The 18592-nt window shown below is 64.0% G+C and carries 13 protein-coding genes and 1 pseudogene; 8 read left to right on the forward strand and 6 right to left on the reverse strand.

The annotated features are described in order from the left end of the window. Nucleotide 1: 1 nt before the first annotated feature. The 3 genes from ACQ86E_RS15280 to ACQ86E_RS15290 form a co-directional block, all read right to left on the reverse strand. Entirely contained in the window at nucleotides 2-982 is a 981-nt protein-coding gene (locus tag ACQ86E_RS15280; RefSeq protein WP_431206068.1) for a glycosyltransferase family 2 protein, read from the reverse strand. Between the two features lie 142 nt (nucleotides 983-1124). Further along, the gene (locus tag ACQ86E_RS15285; RefSeq protein WP_431206069.1) at nucleotides 1125-1694 is read right to left on the reverse strand and encodes a class GN sortase; all 570 of its coding nucleotides are present in this window, start codon (nucleotides 1692-1694) and stop codon (nucleotides 1125-1127) included. A gap of 112 nt (nucleotides 1695-1806) precedes the next feature. Next, entirely contained in the window at nucleotides 1807-4071 is a 2265-nt protein-coding gene (locus tag ACQ86E_RS15290) for a marine proteobacterial sortase target protein (RefSeq protein WP_431206070.1), read from the reverse strand. 184 nt (nucleotides 4072-4255) lie between these two features. On the opposite strand from ACQ86E_RS15290, the gene ACQ86E_RS15295 reads away from it, so the two are divergent. Further along, a complete protein-coding gene (locus tag ACQ86E_RS15295) occupies nucleotides 4256-5026 on the forward strand; it encodes a helix-turn-helix transcriptional regulator (RefSeq protein ID WP_431206071.1) in 771 nt (256 codons plus the stop codon). A 21-nt stretch (nucleotides 5027-5047) separates the two neighbouring features. On the opposite strand, the gene ACQ86E_RS15300 is transcribed toward ACQ86E_RS15295, so the two are convergent. The 3 genes from ACQ86E_RS15300 to ACQ86E_RS15310 all read right to left on the reverse strand — a co-directional run bounded on the left by ACQ86E_RS15300 (nucleotide 5048) and on the right by ACQ86E_RS15310 (nucleotide 9470). Next, nucleotides 5048-6328, reverse strand: a complete 1281-nt coding sequence (locus ACQ86E_RS15300) for a hypothetical protein (RefSeq protein WP_431206072.1) — start codon at nucleotides 6326-6328, stop codon at nucleotides 5048-5050. Nucleotides 6329-6613: 285 nt separating this feature from the next. Beyond that, the gene (locus ACQ86E_RS15305; protein WP_431206073.1) at nucleotides 6614-7834 is read right to left on the reverse strand and encodes an ABC transporter substrate-binding protein; all 1221 of its coding nucleotides are present in this window, start codon (nucleotides 7832-7834) and stop codon (nucleotides 6614-6616) included. 85 nt (nucleotides 7835-7919) lie between these two features. Further along, the gene (locus tag ACQ86E_RS15310) at nucleotides 7920-9470 is read right to left on the reverse strand and encodes an acyl-CoA synthetase (RefSeq protein WP_431206074.1); all 1551 of its coding nucleotides are present in this window, start codon (nucleotides 9468-9470) and stop codon (nucleotides 7920-7922) included. 281 nt (nucleotides 9471-9751) lie between these two features. On the opposite strand from ACQ86E_RS15310, the gene ACQ86E_RS15315 reads away from it, so the two are divergent. The 7 genes and pseudogenes from ACQ86E_RS15315 (at nucleotide 9752) to ACQ86E_RS15345 (ending at nucleotide 18582) form a co-directional block, all read left to right on the forward strand. Then, on the forward strand, nucleotides 9752-10888 hold the full coding sequence (locus ACQ86E_RS15315) for an acyl-CoA dehydrogenase family protein (RefSeq protein ID WP_431206075.1): 1137 nt from the start codon (nucleotides 9752-9754) through the stop codon (nucleotides 10886-10888). Between the two features lie 133 nt (nucleotides 10889-11021). After that, a complete protein-coding gene (locus tag ACQ86E_RS15320) occupies nucleotides 11022-12185 on the forward strand; it encodes an acyl-CoA dehydrogenase family protein (RefSeq protein WP_431206481.1) in 1164 nt (387 codons plus the stop codon). Then, nucleotides 12185-12838 (forward strand): glutathione S-transferase family protein, encoded by a 654-nt coding sequence (locus ACQ86E_RS15325; protein WP_431206076.1) that lies wholly within the window; start codon nucleotides 12185-12187, stop codon nucleotides 12836-12838. Before ACQ86E_RS15320 ends, ACQ86E_RS15325 begins: the two co-directional genes overlap by 1 nt. Nucleotides 12839-13011: 173 nt before the next feature. Next, nucleotides 13012-13813: pseudogene (locus tag ACQ86E_RS15330) on the forward strand (helix-turn-helix domain-containing protein). A 198-nt stretch (nucleotides 13814-14011) separates the two neighbouring features. Next, on the forward strand, nucleotides 14012-14878 hold the full coding sequence (locus tag ACQ86E_RS15335; RefSeq protein ID WP_375312081.1) for a 3-keto-5-aminohexanoate cleavage protein: 867 nt from the start codon (nucleotides 14012-14014) through the stop codon (nucleotides 14876-14878). Between the two features lie 114 nt (nucleotides 14879-14992). After that, nucleotides 14993-16609: an acyl-CoA carboxylase subunit beta gene (locus tag ACQ86E_RS15340; protein ID WP_431206077.1), complete on the forward strand. Its 1617-nt coding sequence runs from the start codon at nucleotides 14993-14995 to the stop codon at nucleotides 16607-16609. Then, nucleotides 16606-18582 carry an acetyl-CoA carboxylase biotin carboxylase subunit gene (locus tag ACQ86E_RS15345; protein WP_431206078.1) on the forward strand — a complete coding sequence of 659 codons (1977 nt, stop codon included), beginning with the start codon at nucleotides 16606-16608 and terminating at the stop codon, nucleotides 18580-18582. Before ACQ86E_RS15340 ends, ACQ86E_RS15345 begins: the two co-directional genes overlap by 4 nt. Nucleotides 18583-18592: the final 10 nt, after the last annotated feature.

An 18592-nucleotide genomic window follows, 5' to 3' on the forward strand; every position in this document is an offset into this window, starting at 1 on the left:
ATCAGTAGCGCAGCAGGCTCAGCTTGTGGGCGTAATGATACGCCAATTGCTTCGCGAGATAGGGGGCGATGGCGCGCCGGATCTGCATCTGCGACGGATCGAAGCCGAGGACACGTCGCCGCAGGACGCCCATCTCCCTGACGCCGACTGCGTAGGTTGACGCCGTCTTCTGTGCATCATGGATGCGGAAGCAGGCGAGAAATCGCGGCAGGCGCACGAATTTGAACCCCGCCGCTTGCGCCTTCAGGATGAAGTCCCAATCCATCGCGTAGTGGAAGCTCTCGTCGATCGGCCCGATCCTGTCCCACACGCGCTTGCGCCAGAACATCGTCTCCTGCGGAATATAGTCGGCATATTGCAGCGCGTCGCCGTCGTGCGGCGGCAGCACGGCACGCCCGACCTCGAGCCCATCGCGATCGATGAAGATGCGATGGCCGTAGACGACGTCGACGTCGGGGTGCGAGGTGAAGTAGTTGGCGACATAGGCGAGCGTTCCGGGCAGCAGCATGTCGTCGCTGTTGAGGTAAGCCATGATCTCGCAGTCGACGCCGAAAAAGCCGAGATTGATGGCGCTTGACTGCCCCGCGTCCGGCTCGCTCTTCCAGGTGAAGCCTCCGCCGAGGCTCTTCAGGAGATCGAGCGTACCATCGATCGAGGCGCCGTCCTGAACGTGATAGTGCAGGTTTGGGTAGTTCTGGCTTATGACGCTCGCAATGGTGGCGCCGAGAAATTGGGCGTGATTGTAGCTCGGCGTGACGATCGCGATTTGCGGTGCATCGGCGGGAATCGCAGGCGCAGGCCTGAAGGCATTCAGGTTGAGCAGACGCGGCTGATACTGCTCGAAGGTCCATAGCGGCGGACGTCGCCACAGGCTGCGAAGGGATGAGCGTCTTTGCCCGGCGGAAACGAGGTCCAGATTTCTTTCCAGCAGCGCGACGCGATTTTCGAGCTGTTCCAGGCGTTGCCTGTACTCATCGTCCATTACTGGTGGCCCTGAAAATTGCAACGTCAAAATATCAATCGTCCATCCATATAGGTCTCCCGGCGATGACGCCAGTTCAGCGGGTGTCGCCAGGCGGTTCTGCGCGGCTTCTGCCGATCCCGGAAGGGGCGATTGTGAACTTCTATTCACCGATTCCGATCGAGGTCGCGTGCAGGATGTAGCGCTCGGGGCCGGGTGTGACGGCGTCGAACGGCCAGCAGGTCGCGAGCACGAGTTCGACGTCCTCAGTTGCGGGATCGATGACAGTCTCATCGAAGCGAACCACTGCGGAGGAGTCCGCCCGGTAACGAAAGTGCTTGCCGTCACTGCGTGTGACATCGATCACGTCACCAATGGCAACATTCCGCAAGAAACGGAAATGAGTGTCGCGATGCGCAGCGTATACAGCAACGCCGCGCTCTCCGGCATCAACCGTTCGGTGGATATGGCCGGGCCCGAAGGCGAGCGCCTGGCCGCTGGTACCTTCCAGCACGATGGCGCTCGCGCCGATCCGCTTCACCTCGATCCGCGCGACCGGCCAGGTGTCGGCCCACGACCATGGCTTGACCGCCTCGCCGGTCGCAATGCTCCTGTCGAATGCGCGCTCGAGTAGCACCTGAGCGATCCATGCCTTGGCATGAATGTAGGCGCCGTCGCCGAACAGGATGAGGCCGACGAGCGCCAGAGCCAGAGGAGAGATGAGGCGGGGCATTGTTTCCACATTCGTCATTGCTCGCAATGGCATCAAGAAAAGGGCGCGCGCGGCCGTTGGTACGGGACGGGCAGCCGCGCGCGCCAAGCAGAGGAGTTCGGGGGCTCCTCTCTCAAGCAGCGTCAGTGAGCAAGGGCTGACGCCGGTTGAACACGAACAGGATCAGGGCGAGCACGATCAGGATCAGGCCTGCGATCATCTTCAGCTCGGCCGAGGTTGCGGTCTTGGGCAGGCGGATCGCATCGGGTGCGGCGGGTGCCGGCCGTCGAGCCGCCGGCTGGTTGCCTGCGTCGGCATGGCGCTCGCGCAATTGTGTCGGTGTCAAATGCGGCCGTTCGCCAAAGACCTTCTCGAAATCCCAGCCGGCCGGCAGGTTGATCGGCAATTCGCTGAGTTTGAGCGGCGCGCCTTCGGGGCGGCTCGGCGTCTTGTCGACAGCGACGAGGCTGGTGAGCCGCGTGACGATCTGATGGTCGAGCGCGAGCGCGAGGATCGCCTTGTCGGATTCGTCTGGCGTCATCTCGCGCATTGAGCGAGCCACTTCGGCATCGCCGATCTTGCGCTTGGCCCAGAGCTTCGACAGGCCCTTGCCTTCGGCCGCGTTTTGCAGAGGCAGCGTCACCGACCACGGACGGTCGCCGACACGGCCCCTGATCTCGAGCGAGCCGGCGAGCTTGTCGAGCTTGGCCGCTAGCACCAGCGGCTCGTCGCGATAGACGTCGGGAATGATCCCCGGCGTTACGTCGGCCTTGGCTTCGGAAAACTTCGCGCTGAGACCGGTCACTGCCGGGTTCTCCAGCTTGGCGAACAGGCCGCGCATGCGTTCCTCGACCTGCTCGACGGAACCGATATGAGTGAAGGCGCCACGGCCGAGCTCGGAAGCGCGCGTCATCAGATAGGTGTTGGGCGCAGACCCGATGCCGACCATGAACACGCGCGAGCGGCCGCGCATCGCCGTGATCGCTTCGAACAATTGCTGCTCGTTGCCGATCGCGCCGTCGGTCAGGAACACGACCTGGCGAACGGTGTTGGTGTCGCCGAGCTTGTCGGTCAGTGCGGCGCGCATCGCCGGCACCATCTCGGTGCCGCCGCGCGCCTGCAGGGCGCTGACGAACGCGGTGGCTTCGTCGACATGCGCGGCGTCGGCCCGCACGGAGGTCGGGAACAGCATGTCCATTGTGTCGTCGAAGCGGATGACGTTGAAGCGGTCATTGGGCTGGAGCCGGGAGAGAGCGTAGGTCAGGCTGGCCTTGGCCTGCACGATCGACGTGCCGCCCATCGAACCGGAATTGTCGATCACGAACACGACCTCGCGCGGTAGCGGCTTCTGCGTCGCCTGCTCGGCGCTGGGCGGGGTAACGAAGGCGAGCAGATAGTCGGCATCGCCGACACGCTCGCGGAACAGGCCGACCGACGGCGCCTTCGCGGCGGCCGGCTTCCAGGTCAGCTCGAAATCGCGGTCGGCGGGAACGGCGCCATCGGCGAGCGTGACGATGCGCGTCGTGTCGTCCGGGCTCTCGACCTTGACGTTGTGGTGGTGGCTCTTGATCTCGCCCAGGGCAAAGCCGGCCTTCAGATGGACCGTGATGCTGGTTGGATTGACTGGTGCATTCTTCGCGGGATCCAGCACCGGCGGCGAGATGCGGTCGCGGTCCGGCACGGGATCCGAATTGGTTGAGCCCCAGCCGGAGCGATCCTGGCGGAAGTCGACGCTCTGCACGATCGGGGCGGGATTGTAGCGCGGTCCGACCACCAGCGGCAGGCGCAGCGAATATTCGTTGCCGCTCTGATGCACAGGCTCCTGGTATTCGATCTGCACGAGCACGGTCTCGCCGGGGCCGATATTGGCGACCGAATTGGTGAAGATGTTCGGACGCTCCTGCTCGGTGAGCGCGGCCTTCTGGCCGGCACGGCGCGCCTGCTCGTAGATCACGCGGGCCTGCTGCCGCTCCTTGATGTCGCCGACGATGACGCGGTCGCCGACGACCATCTTCAGCGTGTCGACGGCGCCGCCCGTGGGGAGCGGATAGACGTAGGTCGCCTCGACCCAATCCTTGGTCGGGTTGCGGAAGATCTGGGTGACCCGGGCACGCAGGGTCGGGCCTGAAACCGTGATGTCGACGTCGACACCGAGGCGGATCGCTTCGATGGTGGCGCCGTCTTCCTTCAGCAGCAGGGATCCGGATCGTGCATCGCCGGGTTGGAGCAGGCTGGCCTGCTCCGTCGCTGCCGACCAACCCGGTTCGAAGCTCACCAGCAGTGCGACGAAGGCAACCAAGATCACGGCGATGCCTTGCACGAGAAGAAACAATCCGAGCCTGATAAGCCGGCCCAGCAGGGGATGTTCGTCGCTGTCGGCTGCGTCGTAGGTGTCCATTTGACCTGCTCCCAAGGGATGTCTGGTGGGGGCAGCTTCCGCCGGGAGGAGGGACTTCGCGAGCAGAACGATCGGCAATGTTCCGCCGCGGGCGGCTCGGGTGGGCGCGCCCCGAGGCGGTCATGTGCGGTTTTGTGCCGGTCTGTCCGCCCTGCTAGACTGGCGCTTCCAAGGCAGGGCCAAGATGCAGACGCAGGATAAATTCACCGACAAGCAACTGTCGGACGAGCAGAGCCGCGAGGTCGCGGAGACCATTCGCGAGGAGCTCGCCCGGCGCCGGATTTCCCGGCAGGCGCTGGCCGAGCAAGCCAAGCTCAGCCTGTCGACGCTGGAGAAGGTGCTTGGCGGCCGCCGGCCTTTCACGCTGGCGACGACTGTGCGGCTGGAGCAGGCACTCGGCGTGTCGTTGCGAAAAAGCTCCATCGTCGTGACGCCTCCGGCCGCAAACGATGTCGCGCCCGACAGTCTCGGTTCCTATGCGCATCGCGCCGTGACCTGGCTCGAGGACGTCTACATCACGTTGCGGCCGTCGTTCGGCGACAAGGACGCGATCTTTGCCTACCGCACCGAAATCGTCTGGGAACCGAAGGTCTCTGCACTGGTGTTCCGCGAGGGCGAGCGGACCGATGCGGCCTATGAGCACACCGGCGAGGTCGCCGTGCCGCATCAGTCCGGCTTCATCTATCTTGTCATCATCAAGCACGGCCAGCATCGCGTGATCACGGTGTCGCGGCCGACGGTGGCCGGCGAAATGTACGGCATCATCTCGACTCTCCGTGCCGGCCCCGGTTCGCAACTGACGCCGGTCGCAGCACCGATCGCCTACGTGCCCGCACGGAATATTTCCGATCCGTCCGTGGGACGGGTCACATCCGACCACGCAAACTACAAATTATACCGGGATCACCTTCGCCGCACGGTCGACGAATCGTTTGCTCTGTTTCTGCCCGCCTAGACCTTAAGTCGCCGACCTGCGCTACCATGTAGAGGAGCGATATCCGACATGAGTCCAGAGCGGCCCTTGTTCTCCGTCATTATCCCGCTCGAATATCATCGCGGGCAATGGGAGCAGTCCTGGCTCGGCTGGGCGTCGCAGACCGCTGAGAAATCTCTCTACGAAATCATCCTGGTCGTGCCGCCCGACTTCACGGCGCACGACGAGCTGAGGGCGCTCGCCGGTGACAGGGCGCGCCTGGAATTCACGGAATCGGAGCACGACATCGGGCTCTGCGCATTCGGCGCAACCAAGGCTCGCGGCAGCTATCTGTTCTTCACGGAATCGCACTGTCGGCCGGAGCCGGATGTGATCGAGCTCTGCATCCGCGCGATCGACGATCATCCCGATTGGGCCGGGTTCTCCTGCAGGTCGGTGCCGATCTGCCACAATCGCCTGTCGGAGGCAGAGGCCGCGATGTACCAGGCCGACATCGAGTTCGGCATGAAGGTGCATCCCTGGCGCAAGGTTCTGGACCAATGCTTCGTGACGCGGCGCGACGTCTACTGGGAATGCGGCGGCCTGCGGGAGGAGCTCGGCCATTTTGCCGAATGGGTGCTCGCCGCCGCATACCACGCCAGAGGTCATGCGATCGGTTATCTCGAAGAAGCGCGCTTCCATCACTACTACATCGGCGAGATCGGCGAACTGAAGAAATTCACGCTCGATTTCGTTGAGGGTGAGATCCGCTATCTCAGCGAAGGTCGGCGCGATCCCGGTAGCGAGCTGCTGGAACTGCCGGTCGAATGGAGCGAGTGGGCCGGCTTTGACAGCCGGCTCGCGCGCGATGTGCTGACGGTGCTCGTGCGCTACAGTCTCGCTGGCCGGGGCTGGAAGCAACCTGGCGAAAAGCTGCATGCCGTCCTGCGCTGGGTCGTGCTCGCGGTGTTCGGGGACCTTCCCGCGCTTGCGGTAGCGCAACTGAGGGTCGCGCATGCGCGCGCGGTCCTCGGTTCGCTGACGGTCATCGGGTCGAGCGAAGCCATTGCACGTTGGATGAGGTGCTACATCGCGGCATTGATCCGGTTTCAGAGGCTCGACTGCATCCGTCGCAACCGTCGGAGCGGAGGGCCCGTTGCGAGGTCCCTCGGCAATCATGTTCTCGCGCAGGTCGGGTTCTATGCCGCGGAATCTTCTGCTGGTCACACATTCCGGTGGAGCGAGCCGCAGGCTGCCGTGCGGATCAAAGCGGCGCCGGGCCGCAATATCGTCCGCATTCAAAGTCCGGCACTTCGCGCGCCGCTGGGCAGGATCGGCACGCATTTCTACCTCGATGGTGCGCCCGTCGCTCCTGGCAGGATCGTGATCGGTTGCGACAGTTACATGCTGAGCCTCGATCTGCCGCCATCGGGCATCGCCACGCTCGCATGGGTCTGCCCGGCGCTCAGGGGCATCGGCGATTCGCGCCGTCTCGGCTTGTCCATCGCGCACGTCGACGTCGGTCGGGACATGCCGGAGGCCGACAGCGGTCGTCCGGCACCGCATGCCAAAGGGATAGCGGCCTCTCGGCCGCTATCCGGGTCTTTCAGACGGGCAGGTTCGATCGAACTAGCCGCCCGTTTCGGCGCTGATGATATCGCCGAACAGGTCCCACTTGCCGCCCTTGAACTGCATCATCTTGAGCTGCTCGATCGGAGCGAAGTCGTTCGGATTGGTGTTGATCTTGATGCCGGGGATCAGCACGTCGGGTGCGAAATCCTTCAGGCTCGCAGCCTGCTTCATCACGTTCGCCCGGGTCAGATCGTCGCCGCATTGCTTGAGCGTCTGCACCATAGTCTGCGCGGCGGCGTATCCGTAGACCAGATTGGTATCGGACACATTGGCGCCGGGCATGTATTTTTCGATGAAGGCCATGAACTTCTTCATGCCTTCGTCATCCTTCCACTGTGGATCCGACGCGTCCTTCAGATAGGTCGCCGACAACACGCCTTCCGAAGCATCCAGCCCCGCCGGCTGCATGACGGCGCCGATCGAGATCGACACGTCGGTCATCACTTGCATCGGCTTCCATTCGAGCTCGGCGATCTTCTTGATCGCCTGTGCCGCGAATTTCGGCGTCGCGATATTGACGAAGACGTTGGCGCCGGTGCCCTTCAGCTTGACGATGTGGGAATCGATCGACGGCTCGGTGGTCTCATAGCTCTCTTCCGCGACGATGAGCGAGGACGCCTTCTCGCCGAAGATCTCCTTGATGCCGGCGACGTAATCCTTGCCGAAATCATCATTGGCATAGAAGATCGCGACCTTGGCGTCGGGCTTTGCCTTCATGATGTATTTCGCGAAGATCCGCGCCTCGACCCGGTAGCTGGGCTGGAAGCCCATGGTCCACGGGAAGGCTTTCGGATCGTTCCACTTGCTGGCGCCGGTGGCGAGGAAGAGCTGCGGCACCTTCTTGGCGTTGTGATATTTTTGCACGGCGGTCTGGGTCGGTGTGCCCAGCGCGTTGAAGACGAGAAAGACTTCGTCGCTCTCGATCAGCTTGCGCACCTGCTCCACCGTCTTCGGCGGCGAGTAGCCGTCGTCGTAGGAGATGAAATTGATCTTGCGGCCGTTGATGCCGCCCTGGTCGTTGATCATCTTGAAATAGGCGTCTTCAGTCTTGCCGATGATGCCGTAGGCGGAAGCGGGGCCGGAATAGGCCTCGACATTGCCGATCTTGATTTCGGTGTCGGTGGCGCCCGTGTCGTATTTCTTCTGCGCGTAAGCGCCCTGGGTCGTGAGCAACGTTAGCGCGGTTGCCGCGGCGAGCAGGGAAAGTTTCTTGTTCATGGAAATTCCTTGGGGTTTCTCTTTGAGGCTTCTTCTGGTTGGGCAGGCACGTCGAAAAGAAAAGCGCCCGAAAGGGGCGCTTTAATCAGGCGTTGGCGACTTTCCTGTCGACTTCCGAGGCGACGGAAAAGTCCTTGCGCAAGGTCGGCTTGTGGATCTTGCCGGTCGCGTTGCGCGGCAGGGCATCGACGAAGCGGACCTGTCGCGGACATTTGAACCGCGCCAGATTCGCCGCGCAGTGCGCGAAGACATCGGCCTCGGTCAGCTGCTGGCCGGGTTTGACCGCGACGATGGCGAGACCCACCTCGCCCCATTGCGCGTCGGGAATGCCGATCACGGCCGCTTCCGCGATGGCATTGAGCTGGTGCAGGACGTTCTCGACCTCCGCCGGATAGACGTTCTCGCCACCGGAGATGTACATGTCCTTCCAGCGGTCGACGATGTAGTAGAAGCCTTCGTCGTCGATGCGTGTCGCGTCGCCGGTGTGCAGCCAGCCGTCGGTGAAGGACGTCTTGTTCGCTTCCGGCCTGTTCCAGTAGCCGGGTGTGATGTTCGGCCCCCGAACCCAGAGCTCGCCGAGTTCGCCGACATCGGCGTCGCTGCCGTCGGGACGGACGATGCGCACCTCCGTGTGCAGCACCGGCTTGCCGGCGGAGCCGGCTTTCCGCGCCGCGTCCTCGCGGTCGAGCACCAGCACTGCGGGCGAGGTCTCGGTCATGCCGTAGCCTTGTTGAAGCGCGACGCCGCGCGCCTCCCAGACTTTCAGCAGCGGCACCGGCATCGGCGCGCCGCCGACACCGCCGACGATCAGCCGGCCGAGATCGGTGGTCGCGAAAGCCGGATGCTGCGCCATGAACTGGTAGATCGCGGGCACGCCGAAGAATACGTTGATGCCCTGCGCGGGATCGTTGATCAGACCGAGCGCGACACCGGGATCGAAGGCACGCATGATCTGCACGGTGCCGCCGGCATGCAGCACCGGATTGGTGTAGCAGTTCAGCCCGCCGGTGTGGAACAGCGGCAGCACGGTGAGCAGCACCGAGGCCGGCCCGATGCAGGCGGGGCCGCCGAGATTGACGCAATTCCAGAACGTCATGCCATGGGTAATGGTTGCGCCCTTCGGATGCCCCGTGGTGCCCGACGTGTACATGATGGTCGAGACGTCATCGAGCGTGACCTCTTCGGCACGGTCGAGAGGCTTGGCGGCGGCGATGCCGGCTTCATAGGTGCCGCCGGGACCGAGCAGCAGGCTGGTTGCGACGTTGCAGAGCCTTGCAACGCTCAGCGCGGTGTCGGCGAGATCGGTGTCGTGGATCATCACTTTTGGCGCACAGTCGCCGGTGATGAACTGAAGCTCGGGAACGGTGAGGCGGGTGTTGAGCGGCACGAAGATCGCACCGAGACGCCCGCAGGCGAATTGCACCTCGAGCGTATCGGTCGTGTTCAGCGCCAGCACCGCGACCCGGTCGCCGCGCGCGACCTTGAGACTGTCACGGAGGAAGCCAGCCAAGCGCGCGACACGCGCATCGAGCTGCGAATAGGTGAAGCGGCGCTCGCTGGCGAGGTCGATGACCGCGACCTTGTCAGGCGTGCGGCGGCCATGATGAGCGATCCAGTCGTAGTAACGAACGGCCACAAATTCCTCCCTCGGCGGCCTGGTGCCGCCTGCATTTTTATGGTCATGCACCATGCCCGGCATGGCCCTTGGGGGGCCAGCCGGAGTTTTGTGCAGCACTTCTTTTTGAGTTGGTCTTTGACTTGGAGTTGGCCTGCGGGGGACGAAAATCGTCTTGCGTTGAGTTGCTAGTGCGATACTCAGGCTCCAAACGGCTCTGTGGGCCAGCCACTCGGCGCAAGTGAACCGCTATCGTTCCGGCCATGGTGGACGGGGACGAATCCGCCAGCGAGGCGAGCGCAATGAAGAGCCCGTTCTATACCGCCGAGCACGACGCCTTCCGCGACGTGATGCGGCGCTTCGTCGACAAGGAGATCACGCCGTTCGCCCATGAATGGGACGAGGCCGGTGAATTTCCTCGCGTGCTCTATCGCAAGGCGGCCGAGATCGGGCTGTTGGGGCTCGGATTCCCCGAGGAATATGGCGGGAGCGCCGCCGACCAGTTCATGAAGATCGTCGCGAGCCAGGAATTGGCACGCGCCGGGGCCGGCGGCATCAGCGCCAGCCTGATGAGCCACACGATCGGCTCGCCGCCGATCGCGCGGGCGGCGCGCCCTGATGTGAAAGCGCGGGTGCTGCCGCAGGTGCTGTCCGGTGAGAAGATTTCCGCGCTGGCGATCACCGAGCCGGGAGGCGGCTCCGATGTCGCGGGACTCCGGACCAAAGCGCGGCGCGATGGTGATCACTACGTCGTGAGCGGTGAGAAGACGTTCATCACCTCCGGGATGCGGGCGGACTATCTGACCGTTGCGGTGCGCACTGGCGGCGAGGGCGCCGGCGGCGTCAGCCTGCTCCTGATCGAGGGCGACACCCCCGGCCTGTCGCGCACCAAGCTGAAGAAGATGGGCTGGTGGGCCTCCGACACCGCGACGCTGCATTTTGACGAATGTCGCGTCCCGGCGGACAATCTGATCGGCGAGGAGGGGCAGGGCTTCAAGATCATCATGCAGAACTTCAACAGCGAGCGCATGGGCATGGCTGCAGGCTGCACGGCCTTCGCGCGGGTCTGTCTCGATGAAGCGGTCGCGTATGCAAGGGAGCGCAAGACCTTCGGCAAGCCGCTCGCCCAGCACCAGGTCATTCGCCACAAGATCGTCGACATGGCGCAGAAGGTTGCCGCGTCGCAGGCCATGCTGGAGATGCTGGCCTGGCGGCTGGAGCAGGGTGAGAGCCCGGTTGCGGAAATCTGCATGATGAAGAACCAGGCGACGCAGACCATGGCGTTCTGCGCCTCGGAGGCGGTGCAGATTTTTGGCGGCGCCGGCTTCATGCGCGGCATCAAGGCCGAGCGCATCTACCGCGAGGTCAAGGTCAACGCCATCGGCGGCGGCACCGAGGAGATCATGAAGGATCTCGCGTCGCGGCAGATGGGGTTGTGAACGTCTTCTCCGTCATGCGCGGGCTTGTCCCGGGCATCCACGTTCTTGCCACGGTCTGACAAAGGCGTGGATGGCCGGGACAAGCCCGGCCATGACGAGCACATCAGAGATACCGAGAGCTGAGCTGACACAAATGCTGTTCACCACCGACCACGACGACATCCGCCGAAGCCTGCAAAAGTTCATCGCCGCCGAGATCAATCCTCATGTCGATGAATGGGAGAAGGCCGACATCTTCCCGGCGCACGAGCTGTTCAAGAAGATGGGCAGCCTCGGCTTTCTTGGATTGAACAAGCCGGTCGAGTTCGGCGGCTCCGGCCTCGACTATTCCTACGCGCTGATGATGGCGGAAGAGCTCGGCGCCATCACCTGCGGCGGCGTGCCGATGGCGATCGGGGTGCAGACCGACATGGCGACGCCGGCGCTGGCGCGGTTCGGCTCGGACGAGGTGCGGCGCGAGTTTCTCAGCCCGTCGATCTCGGGCGACTTCGTCGCCTGCATCGGTGTCTCCGAGCCAGGTGCCGGCTCCGACGTCGCTTCGATCAAGACAAATGCGCGCTCGGACGGCGACGACTACGTCATCAACGGCGGCAAGATGTGGATCACCAACGGCACCCAGGCCGACTGGATCTGCCTGCTCGCCAACACCGGCGATGGCCCTGTTCACCGCAACAAGTCGCTGATCTGCGTTCCCATGAAGAGCAGGGGCGTCAACGTCGCGCGAAAGCTTGACAAGATGGGGATGCGCTCCTCCGACACTGCGCAGATCTTCTTCGACGATGTCCGTGTGCCCAAGCGCAACCGGATCGGCGAGGAGGGTAAGGGCTTCACCTACCAGATGATCCAGTTCCAGGAGGAACGGCTCTGGGGCGCGGCCGCCTGCCTGAAGTCGCATGAATACATCATCGACCAGACCATCGAATACACCCGCAACCGCAAGGCATTCGGCCAGAGCATCCTCGACAACCAGGTCGTACACTTCAAGCTTGCGGAGATGCAGACCGAGGTCGAGCTGCTGCGCGCGCTGATCTATCGCGCCGCCGAAGCGCTGGTGGCCGGAGAGGATGTGACGCGGCTTGCGACCATGGCCAAGCTGAAAGCAGGGCGGCTCGGGCGCGAGCTGACCGATGCCTGCTTGCAATATTGGGGCGGAATGGGCTTTACGAACGAGACGCCGGTCAGCCGTGCCTATCGCGACAGCCGCCTGACTTCGATCGGCGGCGGCGCCGACGAGGTCATGCTGATGGTTCTGTGCAAGATGATGGGCACGCTGCCGGGAAGTAAGGGGAACGCCTGATGATCACGCTCTATCACTGCGACGCCGCGCGCTCGTTCCGTCCGCTCTGGATGCTGGAAGAGATGGGCCTTCCCTACGAATTGAAGATGCTGCCGTTCCCGCCGCGCGTCTTCGCCAAGGAGTACCTTGCGGTCAATCCGCTGGGCACCATTCCCTTCATGATCGATGGCGAGACCAGGATGACCGAATCCTCCGGCATCTGCCACTATCTCGGAATCAAGCATGGGCCGACGCCGCTGATGGTCGGACCCGGGGATCCCGCCTATGGCGCCTTCCTGAACTGGATGTATTTCAGCGACGCCACGTTAACCTTCCCGCAGACGCTGGTGCTCCGGTACACCCAGCTCGAGCCGGAGGAGCGCCGCAATCCGCAGGTCGCCGGCGACTATGCAAAATGGTTTTTGGGGAGGCTGCGCGCCGTCGAGGCAGCGACCGCGAATGCTGAAACCTTGTGCGGCCGCTTCACCGCCGCCGACATCGTGATCGGCTACGCACTCCGCCTCGCCGATAACATTGGCTTGGCCAAGGACTTTGGGCCAAATGTCGCAGCCTATTGGGCACGATTGCAGCAGCGCGATGGCTTCAAGCGCGCGGTTGCTGCAGAGCAAAAGGCCGGCGCCGAACAGAATGTTGCGCCGCGTGCGAAGGCGTAGCTTCATCGGCTGATGAAGCTGCTGCTTGCCAGTTCCGGTTTCGTCCTCTGGACGTCCCGGAATGATGATGTTTTGCGCTCCATGATAGCGCTATCCTGCCGTGACAGCGCCCGAATTTCCGCTAAGGTGATCTCCGTCCGCAGCGGCCACAGAGCCGCGCGAGGAGGATCCCAATGGAAGCTATCGGTCGCGAATCCGACCACCTGATGCTGATCACACCCGAGCGGGTTTTCTATGCCGGTCTGCTCGGCCGCCCTCGCAAGCGGACCCCCGGCTGCTGCCACGTCTATGTGGCCGTGAAGGGCAATTTGCATCTGACGATCGACGACGCCCTCGCTACCAGTGAGCTGTTCGTCACCATGCCGAACCAGCGGCATTCCATTGCCAGCGACTATCGCACGGCGATCAGCGTGACAGCTCGAGCCGGAAAGCATGCCGGACGGCGTGATCGAGACCTTGGCCCAACGGCTGACAGGGCCCGACAGCGCGCTCTACGCCCGCAAGATCCTCGCCGCCTACGCGCTGCTGCGCCAGCGCCGCTATGGCGACATCACCACCGCCGAATTCGACGAGATGTGCTTTGGCGAGGCGCTGCAGCGCCGTGTGCTCGACCCGCGCGTGATGCGTGCCGTCGCTCGCATCGGTCGCTTCACGGGCGAGCCCGTGACGGCGGATACATGTGCCGCGGATGCAGGTCTCTCCGCCTCGCGCTTCCTGCATCTGTTCAAGGAGGAGACCGGCATCTCCTTCCGTTCCTTCCGCGCCTGGAAGCGTGCGCGGCATCTGCTGCACTTCGCCAACCAGGACCTCAACCTCGCCCATCTCGCGCAGGACATCGGCTACCCCGACTCGACCCACTTCAGCCATTCGATCCGCCGCTTCTACGGTCTCAAGCCGCGCGCGATCTTCGTCGGCTCGCGGGATCTTGCAATCTATCGCAGCACCGAGACGGTGAGGCTGGCGGAAGCGAGCTAGCATCGTTCTGGTAGGGTGGATTAGCCGAAGGCGTAATCCACCTCCTGGTCCCCGCGGCGACAGAAGTGGTGGGTTACGCCTTCGGCTAACCCGCCCGACCAAAGCTTGCCGTTTTCCAGCTTCTCCGCGCAAGAAGCTGCATGCCGCGCGTCACATGATCGCAAGCGTTGAATTCTCAACGTGCGAGACATTAGTGGCATGAGCGACAAGGCCGTCATCACCTGCGCGCTGAACGGCGTGCTCACCGACCCGAAGCAGCACAATGTTCCCGTGACGCCCGAGCAGATGGCGCGCGAGGCCAGGGCTGCGTTCGACGCCGGCGCCAGCGTCATGCACATCCATCTGCGCCAGCAGGCGCCGGGCAAGGGGCATCTGCCGTCCTGGGAGGTCAGTGTCAGCAGAGAGATCCAGCAGGCGATCCGCGAAGCCTGCCCCGGTGTGATCATCAACCACACATCGGGCGTCTCCGGGCCGAACTACAGCGGCGCGCTCGATTGCATCCGCGAGACCAAGCCTGAGATCGCTGCATGCAATGCCGGCTCTTTGAACTACCTGAAGGTCAAGGCAGACAACACCTGGGCCTGGCCGCCGATGATGTTCGACAACGCGGTCGAGAAGGTAAAGGACTATCTCGACGTCATGAACGCGGTCGGCACCATTCCCGAGTTCGAATGCTTCGATGTCGGCATCGTTCGCTGCGTCGGCATGTACCATCAGGTCGGCATGTACAGCGGCCCGCTCGAATACAACTTCGTGATGGGTGTGGCGTCCGGCATGCCGTCAGATCCCGATCTGCTGCCGATCCTGATCAAGCTGAAGCGCCCCGAGGCGCATTTTCAGGTCACCGCGATCGGTCGCGAAGAGATCTGGCCGCTGCACCAGCGTTGCGCCGAGCTTGGCGGTCATCTGCGCACCGGGCTCGAGGACGCCTTCTATCTCGCCGACGGCAAGAAGGTGACGTCGAACGGCCAGCTGATCGAGGCCATCGCCGCCTGCGCCCGCCGTGCCGGCCGCGACATCGCGAGCCCCGCCGAGGCGCGGAAGATCTTTGGGACGAACAGGTAAGGTATCGCCTCACCCGTCATTGCGAGCGCAGCGAAGCAATCCAGAGTCTTTCCGCTGAGGCAGTCTGGATTGCTTCGTCGCTTCGCTCCTCGCAATGGCGAGCAGGATCAAGTCATGTCCATTCTCGAGAACACCATTTCTCCCGGCAGTGCCGCCTACCATGCCAACCGCGACGGCATGCTCGGCCTGATCGATCGCATGCGCGCGTTGGAAGAGCGTACGCGCGACGCATCCGCCGCGGCCAAGGACCGCTTCCACAAGCGGGGGCAATTGCTGCCGCGCGAGCGCGTCGCGCTGGTGCTCGATCCCGGCGCGCCCTTCATCGAGCTGTCGACGCTCGCCGGCTACATGTTCGACGTGCCGGACGCGAACAAGAGCGTGCCCGGTGGCGGCGTCATCGCCGGCATCGGCTTCGTCTCGGGTATCCGCTGCATGGTCAGCGCCAACGACGCCGGCATCGACGCCGGCGCGCTGCAGCCCTACGGCCTCGACAAGACGATTCGCGTGCAGGAGCTCGCGCTGGAGAACAGGCTGCCTTACGTCCAGCTCGTCGAAAGCGCCGGCGCCAATCTGTTGCGCTACCGCGTCGAGGATTTCGTCCGCGGCGGCAACATCTTTCGCAATCTCGCGCGCCTTTCCGCAGCGGGGCTTCCGGTCGTCACCGTTACGCACGGTTCGTCCACCGCAGGCGGCGCCTACCAGACGGGCCTGTCGGACTATATCGTCATGGTCCGCGGTCGCACCCGCGCCTTTCTTGCCGGACCGCCGCTGCTGAAGGCCGCCACCGGTGAAGTCGCGACCGAGGAAGAGCTCGGCGGCGCCGAGATGCACACGCAAGTGTCCGGCCTCGGTGATTACCTCGCCGAGGACGATCGCGACGCACTTCGGATCGCGCGCGAGATCATGGCGGCGCTGGAATGGGAGCGGCCGGGCAGGGCGAATCCGCAGTTCAATCCGCCGCGCTACGACCAGGACGAATTGCTCGGCATTATGCCGATGGACCATAAGCGACCCGTCGACATGAAGCAGGTGATAGCGCGTATCATCGATGACTCCGATTTCACCGAGATGGCACCGAACTACGGTCCTGCCACCGTCTGCGGCCATGCTCGCATCGAGGGGCAGGCGATCGGCATCATCACCAATAACGGCCCGCTCGATCCCGCCGGCGCCAACAAGGCGACGCATTTCATTCAGGCCTGCTGCCAGACCCGCACGCCGATCCTCTATCTCAACAACACCACCGGCTACATGGTCGGCAAGGCTTATGAAGAAGCCGGCATGATCAAGCACGGCTCGAAGATGATCCAGGCGGTGACGTCGGCGACGGTGCCGCAGATCACGATCTATTGCGGCGCCTCGTTCGGCGCCGGCAATTACGGCATGTGCGGCCGCGGCTTCCATCCGCGCTTCTGCTTCTCATGGCCGAACGCCAGGACCGCGGTGATGGGCGGCGAGCAGGCCGCCGAGACCATGGCGATCGTGACCGAGGCCGCCGCAGCCCGCCGCGGCAAGCCGGTCGAGAAGGAAAAGTTGGAGGCCATGAAGGCGCAGATCATCGGCGTGTTCGACGGCCAGATGGACGTGTTCTCGACCAGCGCGCGCGTGCTCGACGACGGCGTCATCGATCCGCGCGACACCCGCGCGGTGCTGTCCGAAGTGCTCGCGATCTGCCGCGAAGGCGACGCACGCACGCCTCAGCGCATGCAGTTCTCGGTGGCCCGCCCATGAGGAACGGATCAGTGCAGCACCGGCCGTTCTTAAAGATTCTGATTGCCAATCGCGGCGAGATCGCGCTCCGCGTGATGCGCAGCGCGCGGCGGCTCGGCCTTGGCGTCGTCGCGGTCTATTCGGATGCCGATCGCGATGCGCTCCATGTGCGGCAGGCGGACCAGGCCGTGCGCATCGGCGAAGCCTTGCCCGCTCAATCCTATCTCAACATCCCCGCCATCATTGCCGCCGCCAAAGCCAGCGGTGCGGATGCCGTGCATCCCGGCTACGGCTTCCTCGCCGAGAACGAGGATTTTGCACAGGCCTGCAAGGATGCCGGCCTCGTCTTCATCGGCCCGTCGCCGCAGGCGATTTCGGCGATGGGCAACAAGGCCGGCGCCAAGGAGATCATGAAGAAGGCCGGCGTACCTATCGTGCCCGGCTATCAAGGCGCTGACCAGGGCGACGAGGTCATGCTCGCGGAGGCCAGGAAGATCGGCTTCCCCGTGATGATCAAGGCGGTCGCCGGTGGCGGCGGCCGTGGCATGCGGCTCGTCACCGATGCGACCTCCTTCCCGGATGCGCTGCGCAGCGCACGGTCGGAGGCGAAGGCGGCATTCGGCGACCCCACTGTCATTCTCGAACGTGCCATCCGGAATCCCCGCCACATCGAGATCCAAGTGTTCGGCGATAGCCACGGCAACGCCATCCATCTCGGCGAGCGCGATTGTTCGGTGCAACGTCGGCATCAGAAGCTGATCGAGGAGGCGCCATCGCCCGCGGTCACGCCGGAGCTGCGCGCGAAGATGGGCGAGGTCGCGGTCGCCGCGGTGAAGGCACTGCGCTACGAGGGCGCCGGTACGCTGGAGTTCCTGCTCGACCCAAACGGCGAATTCTATTTTATGGAGATGAACACGCGCCTCCAGGTCGAGCATCCCGTCACCGAGGCGATCACCGGGCTCGATCTCGTCGAGCTGCAGCTGCGCATCGCACGCGGCGAGCCATTGCCGCTGAAGCAGCAGGACGTCCGCTTCTCCGGCCACGCCATCGAGGTGCGGCTCTGCTCCGAAGATGCCGCGCAGGATTTCATGCCGCAGTCCGGCCGGATGGCGTGCTGGCAGGTGCCGGATGGCATCCGCGTCGAGCACGCGCTGCAATCGGGCACGGAGATCGCACCATTCTACGATTCCATGATCGCCAAGGTGATCAGCCATGGCGCGACGCGCGAGGAGGCACGGGGGCGATTGATCGTCGGTCTGGAGCAGCTCGTCGCTCTCGGCGTGACGACCAATCAGGCGTTCCTGCTGTCCTGCCTGCGACATCCCGGCTTCGCCAAGGGCGAGGCGACCACGGCCTTCATCGGCGCGCATCGCGACGAGCTGTTGGCGCCGCCGGCCAACAGCGCATTCGGCGCAGCGCTCGCCGGTCTTCTGCTGTACGTGACCAATCCGCAGGCGCCCCCTTGGCGTAGCGGCCGGAGCCTTGCGGCAACGTTCCCGTTGCCGGCGAAAGTGGAAATCTCTGGCCATACGCACGAGTTCGAGGTTACGCGCGAGCGCGACGGCAGCTACGCCGTCGCCAAAGACGGATGCCGGGACACATTCGAGATCGACCAGCTCGATGCCGCCGCCATTCGCTTCCACCACGACGGTGTGATGGACAGCGCAAAGTTCCTGCGCGATGGCGACCGTCTCTACATCCAGCACCGTGGCATCCCGCTCGCGGTCACCGATCTCACCCTCGCCGCCCCAAAGGCCGCCGCAAGCCACGGCGGTGACGGCAAAGTCCGCGCCGCCATGAACGGCCGCGTCGTCGCCGTCGTGGTCAAGCCGGGTGACCGCGTCACCGCGGGCCAGCCGGTGCTGACGCTGGAAGCGATGAAAATGGAGCATGTCCACAAGGCCGGCATCGACGGTGTGGTAGCAGCGATCAACGTCACCGAGGGCGAGCAGGTCACGACCGGCAGGATCGTGGCGGAGGTCGGCGCGGGGTAGTGCCGCGAAC

Origin of the sequence: Bradyrhizobium betae (assembly GCF_050632175.1) — a bacterium.
GTDB classification, from domain to species: domain Bacteria; phylum Pseudomonadota; class Alphaproteobacteria; order Rhizobiales; family Xanthobacteraceae; genus Bradyrhizobium; species Bradyrhizobium betae_B.

What these genes read in the sequence shown, in the direction of transcription:
- ACQ86E_RS15280 (WP_431206068.1), bottom strand. Translation starts at nt 982, where the DNA reads ATGGACGATGAGTACAGGCAACGCCTGGAACAGCTCGAAAATCGCGTC.
- ACQ86E_RS15285 (WP_431206069.1), bottom strand. Translation starts at nt 1,694, where the DNA reads ATGCCCCGCCTCATCTCTCCTCTGGCTCTGGCGCTCGTCGGCCTCATC.
- ACQ86E_RS15290 (WP_431206070.1), bottom strand. Translation starts at nt 4,071, where the DNA reads ATGGACACCTACGACGCAGCCGACAGCGACGAACATCCCCTGCTGGGC.
- ACQ86E_RS15295 (WP_431206071.1), top strand. Translation starts at nt 4,256, where the DNA reads ATGCAGACGCAGGATAAATTCACCGACAAGCAACTGTCGGACGAGCAG.
- ACQ86E_RS15300 (WP_431206072.1), bottom strand. Translation starts at nt 6,328, where the DNA reads ATGCGTGCCGATCCTGCCCAGCGGCGCGCGAAGTGCCGGACTTTGAAT.
- ACQ86E_RS15305 (WP_431206073.1), bottom strand. Translation starts at nt 7,834, where the DNA reads ATGAACAAGAAACTTTCCCTGCTCGCCGCGGCAACCGCGCTAACGTTG.
- ACQ86E_RS15315 (WP_431206075.1), top strand. Translation starts at nt 9,752, where the DNA reads ATGAAGAGCCCGTTCTATACCGCCGAGCACGACGCCTTCCGCGACGTG.
- ACQ86E_RS15320 (WP_431206481.1), top strand. Translation starts at nt 11,022, where the DNA reads ATGCTGTTCACCACCGACCACGACGACATCCGCCGAAGCCTGCAAAAG.
- ACQ86E_RS15325 (WP_431206076.1), top strand. Translation starts at nt 12,185, where the DNA reads ATGATCACGCTCTATCACTGCGACGCCGCGCGCTCGTTCCGTCCGCTC.
- ACQ86E_RS15335 (WP_375312081.1), top strand. Translation starts at nt 14,012, where the DNA reads ATGAGCGACAAGGCCGTCATCACCTGCGCGCTGAACGGCGTGCTCACC.
- ACQ86E_RS15340 (WP_431206077.1), top strand. Translation starts at nt 14,993, where the DNA reads ATGTCCATTCTCGAGAACACCATTTCTCCCGGCAGTGCCGCCTACCAT.
- ACQ86E_RS15345 (WP_431206078.1), top strand. Translation starts at nt 16,606, where the DNA reads ATGAGGAACGGATCAGTGCAGCACCGGCCGTTCTTAAAGATTCTGATT.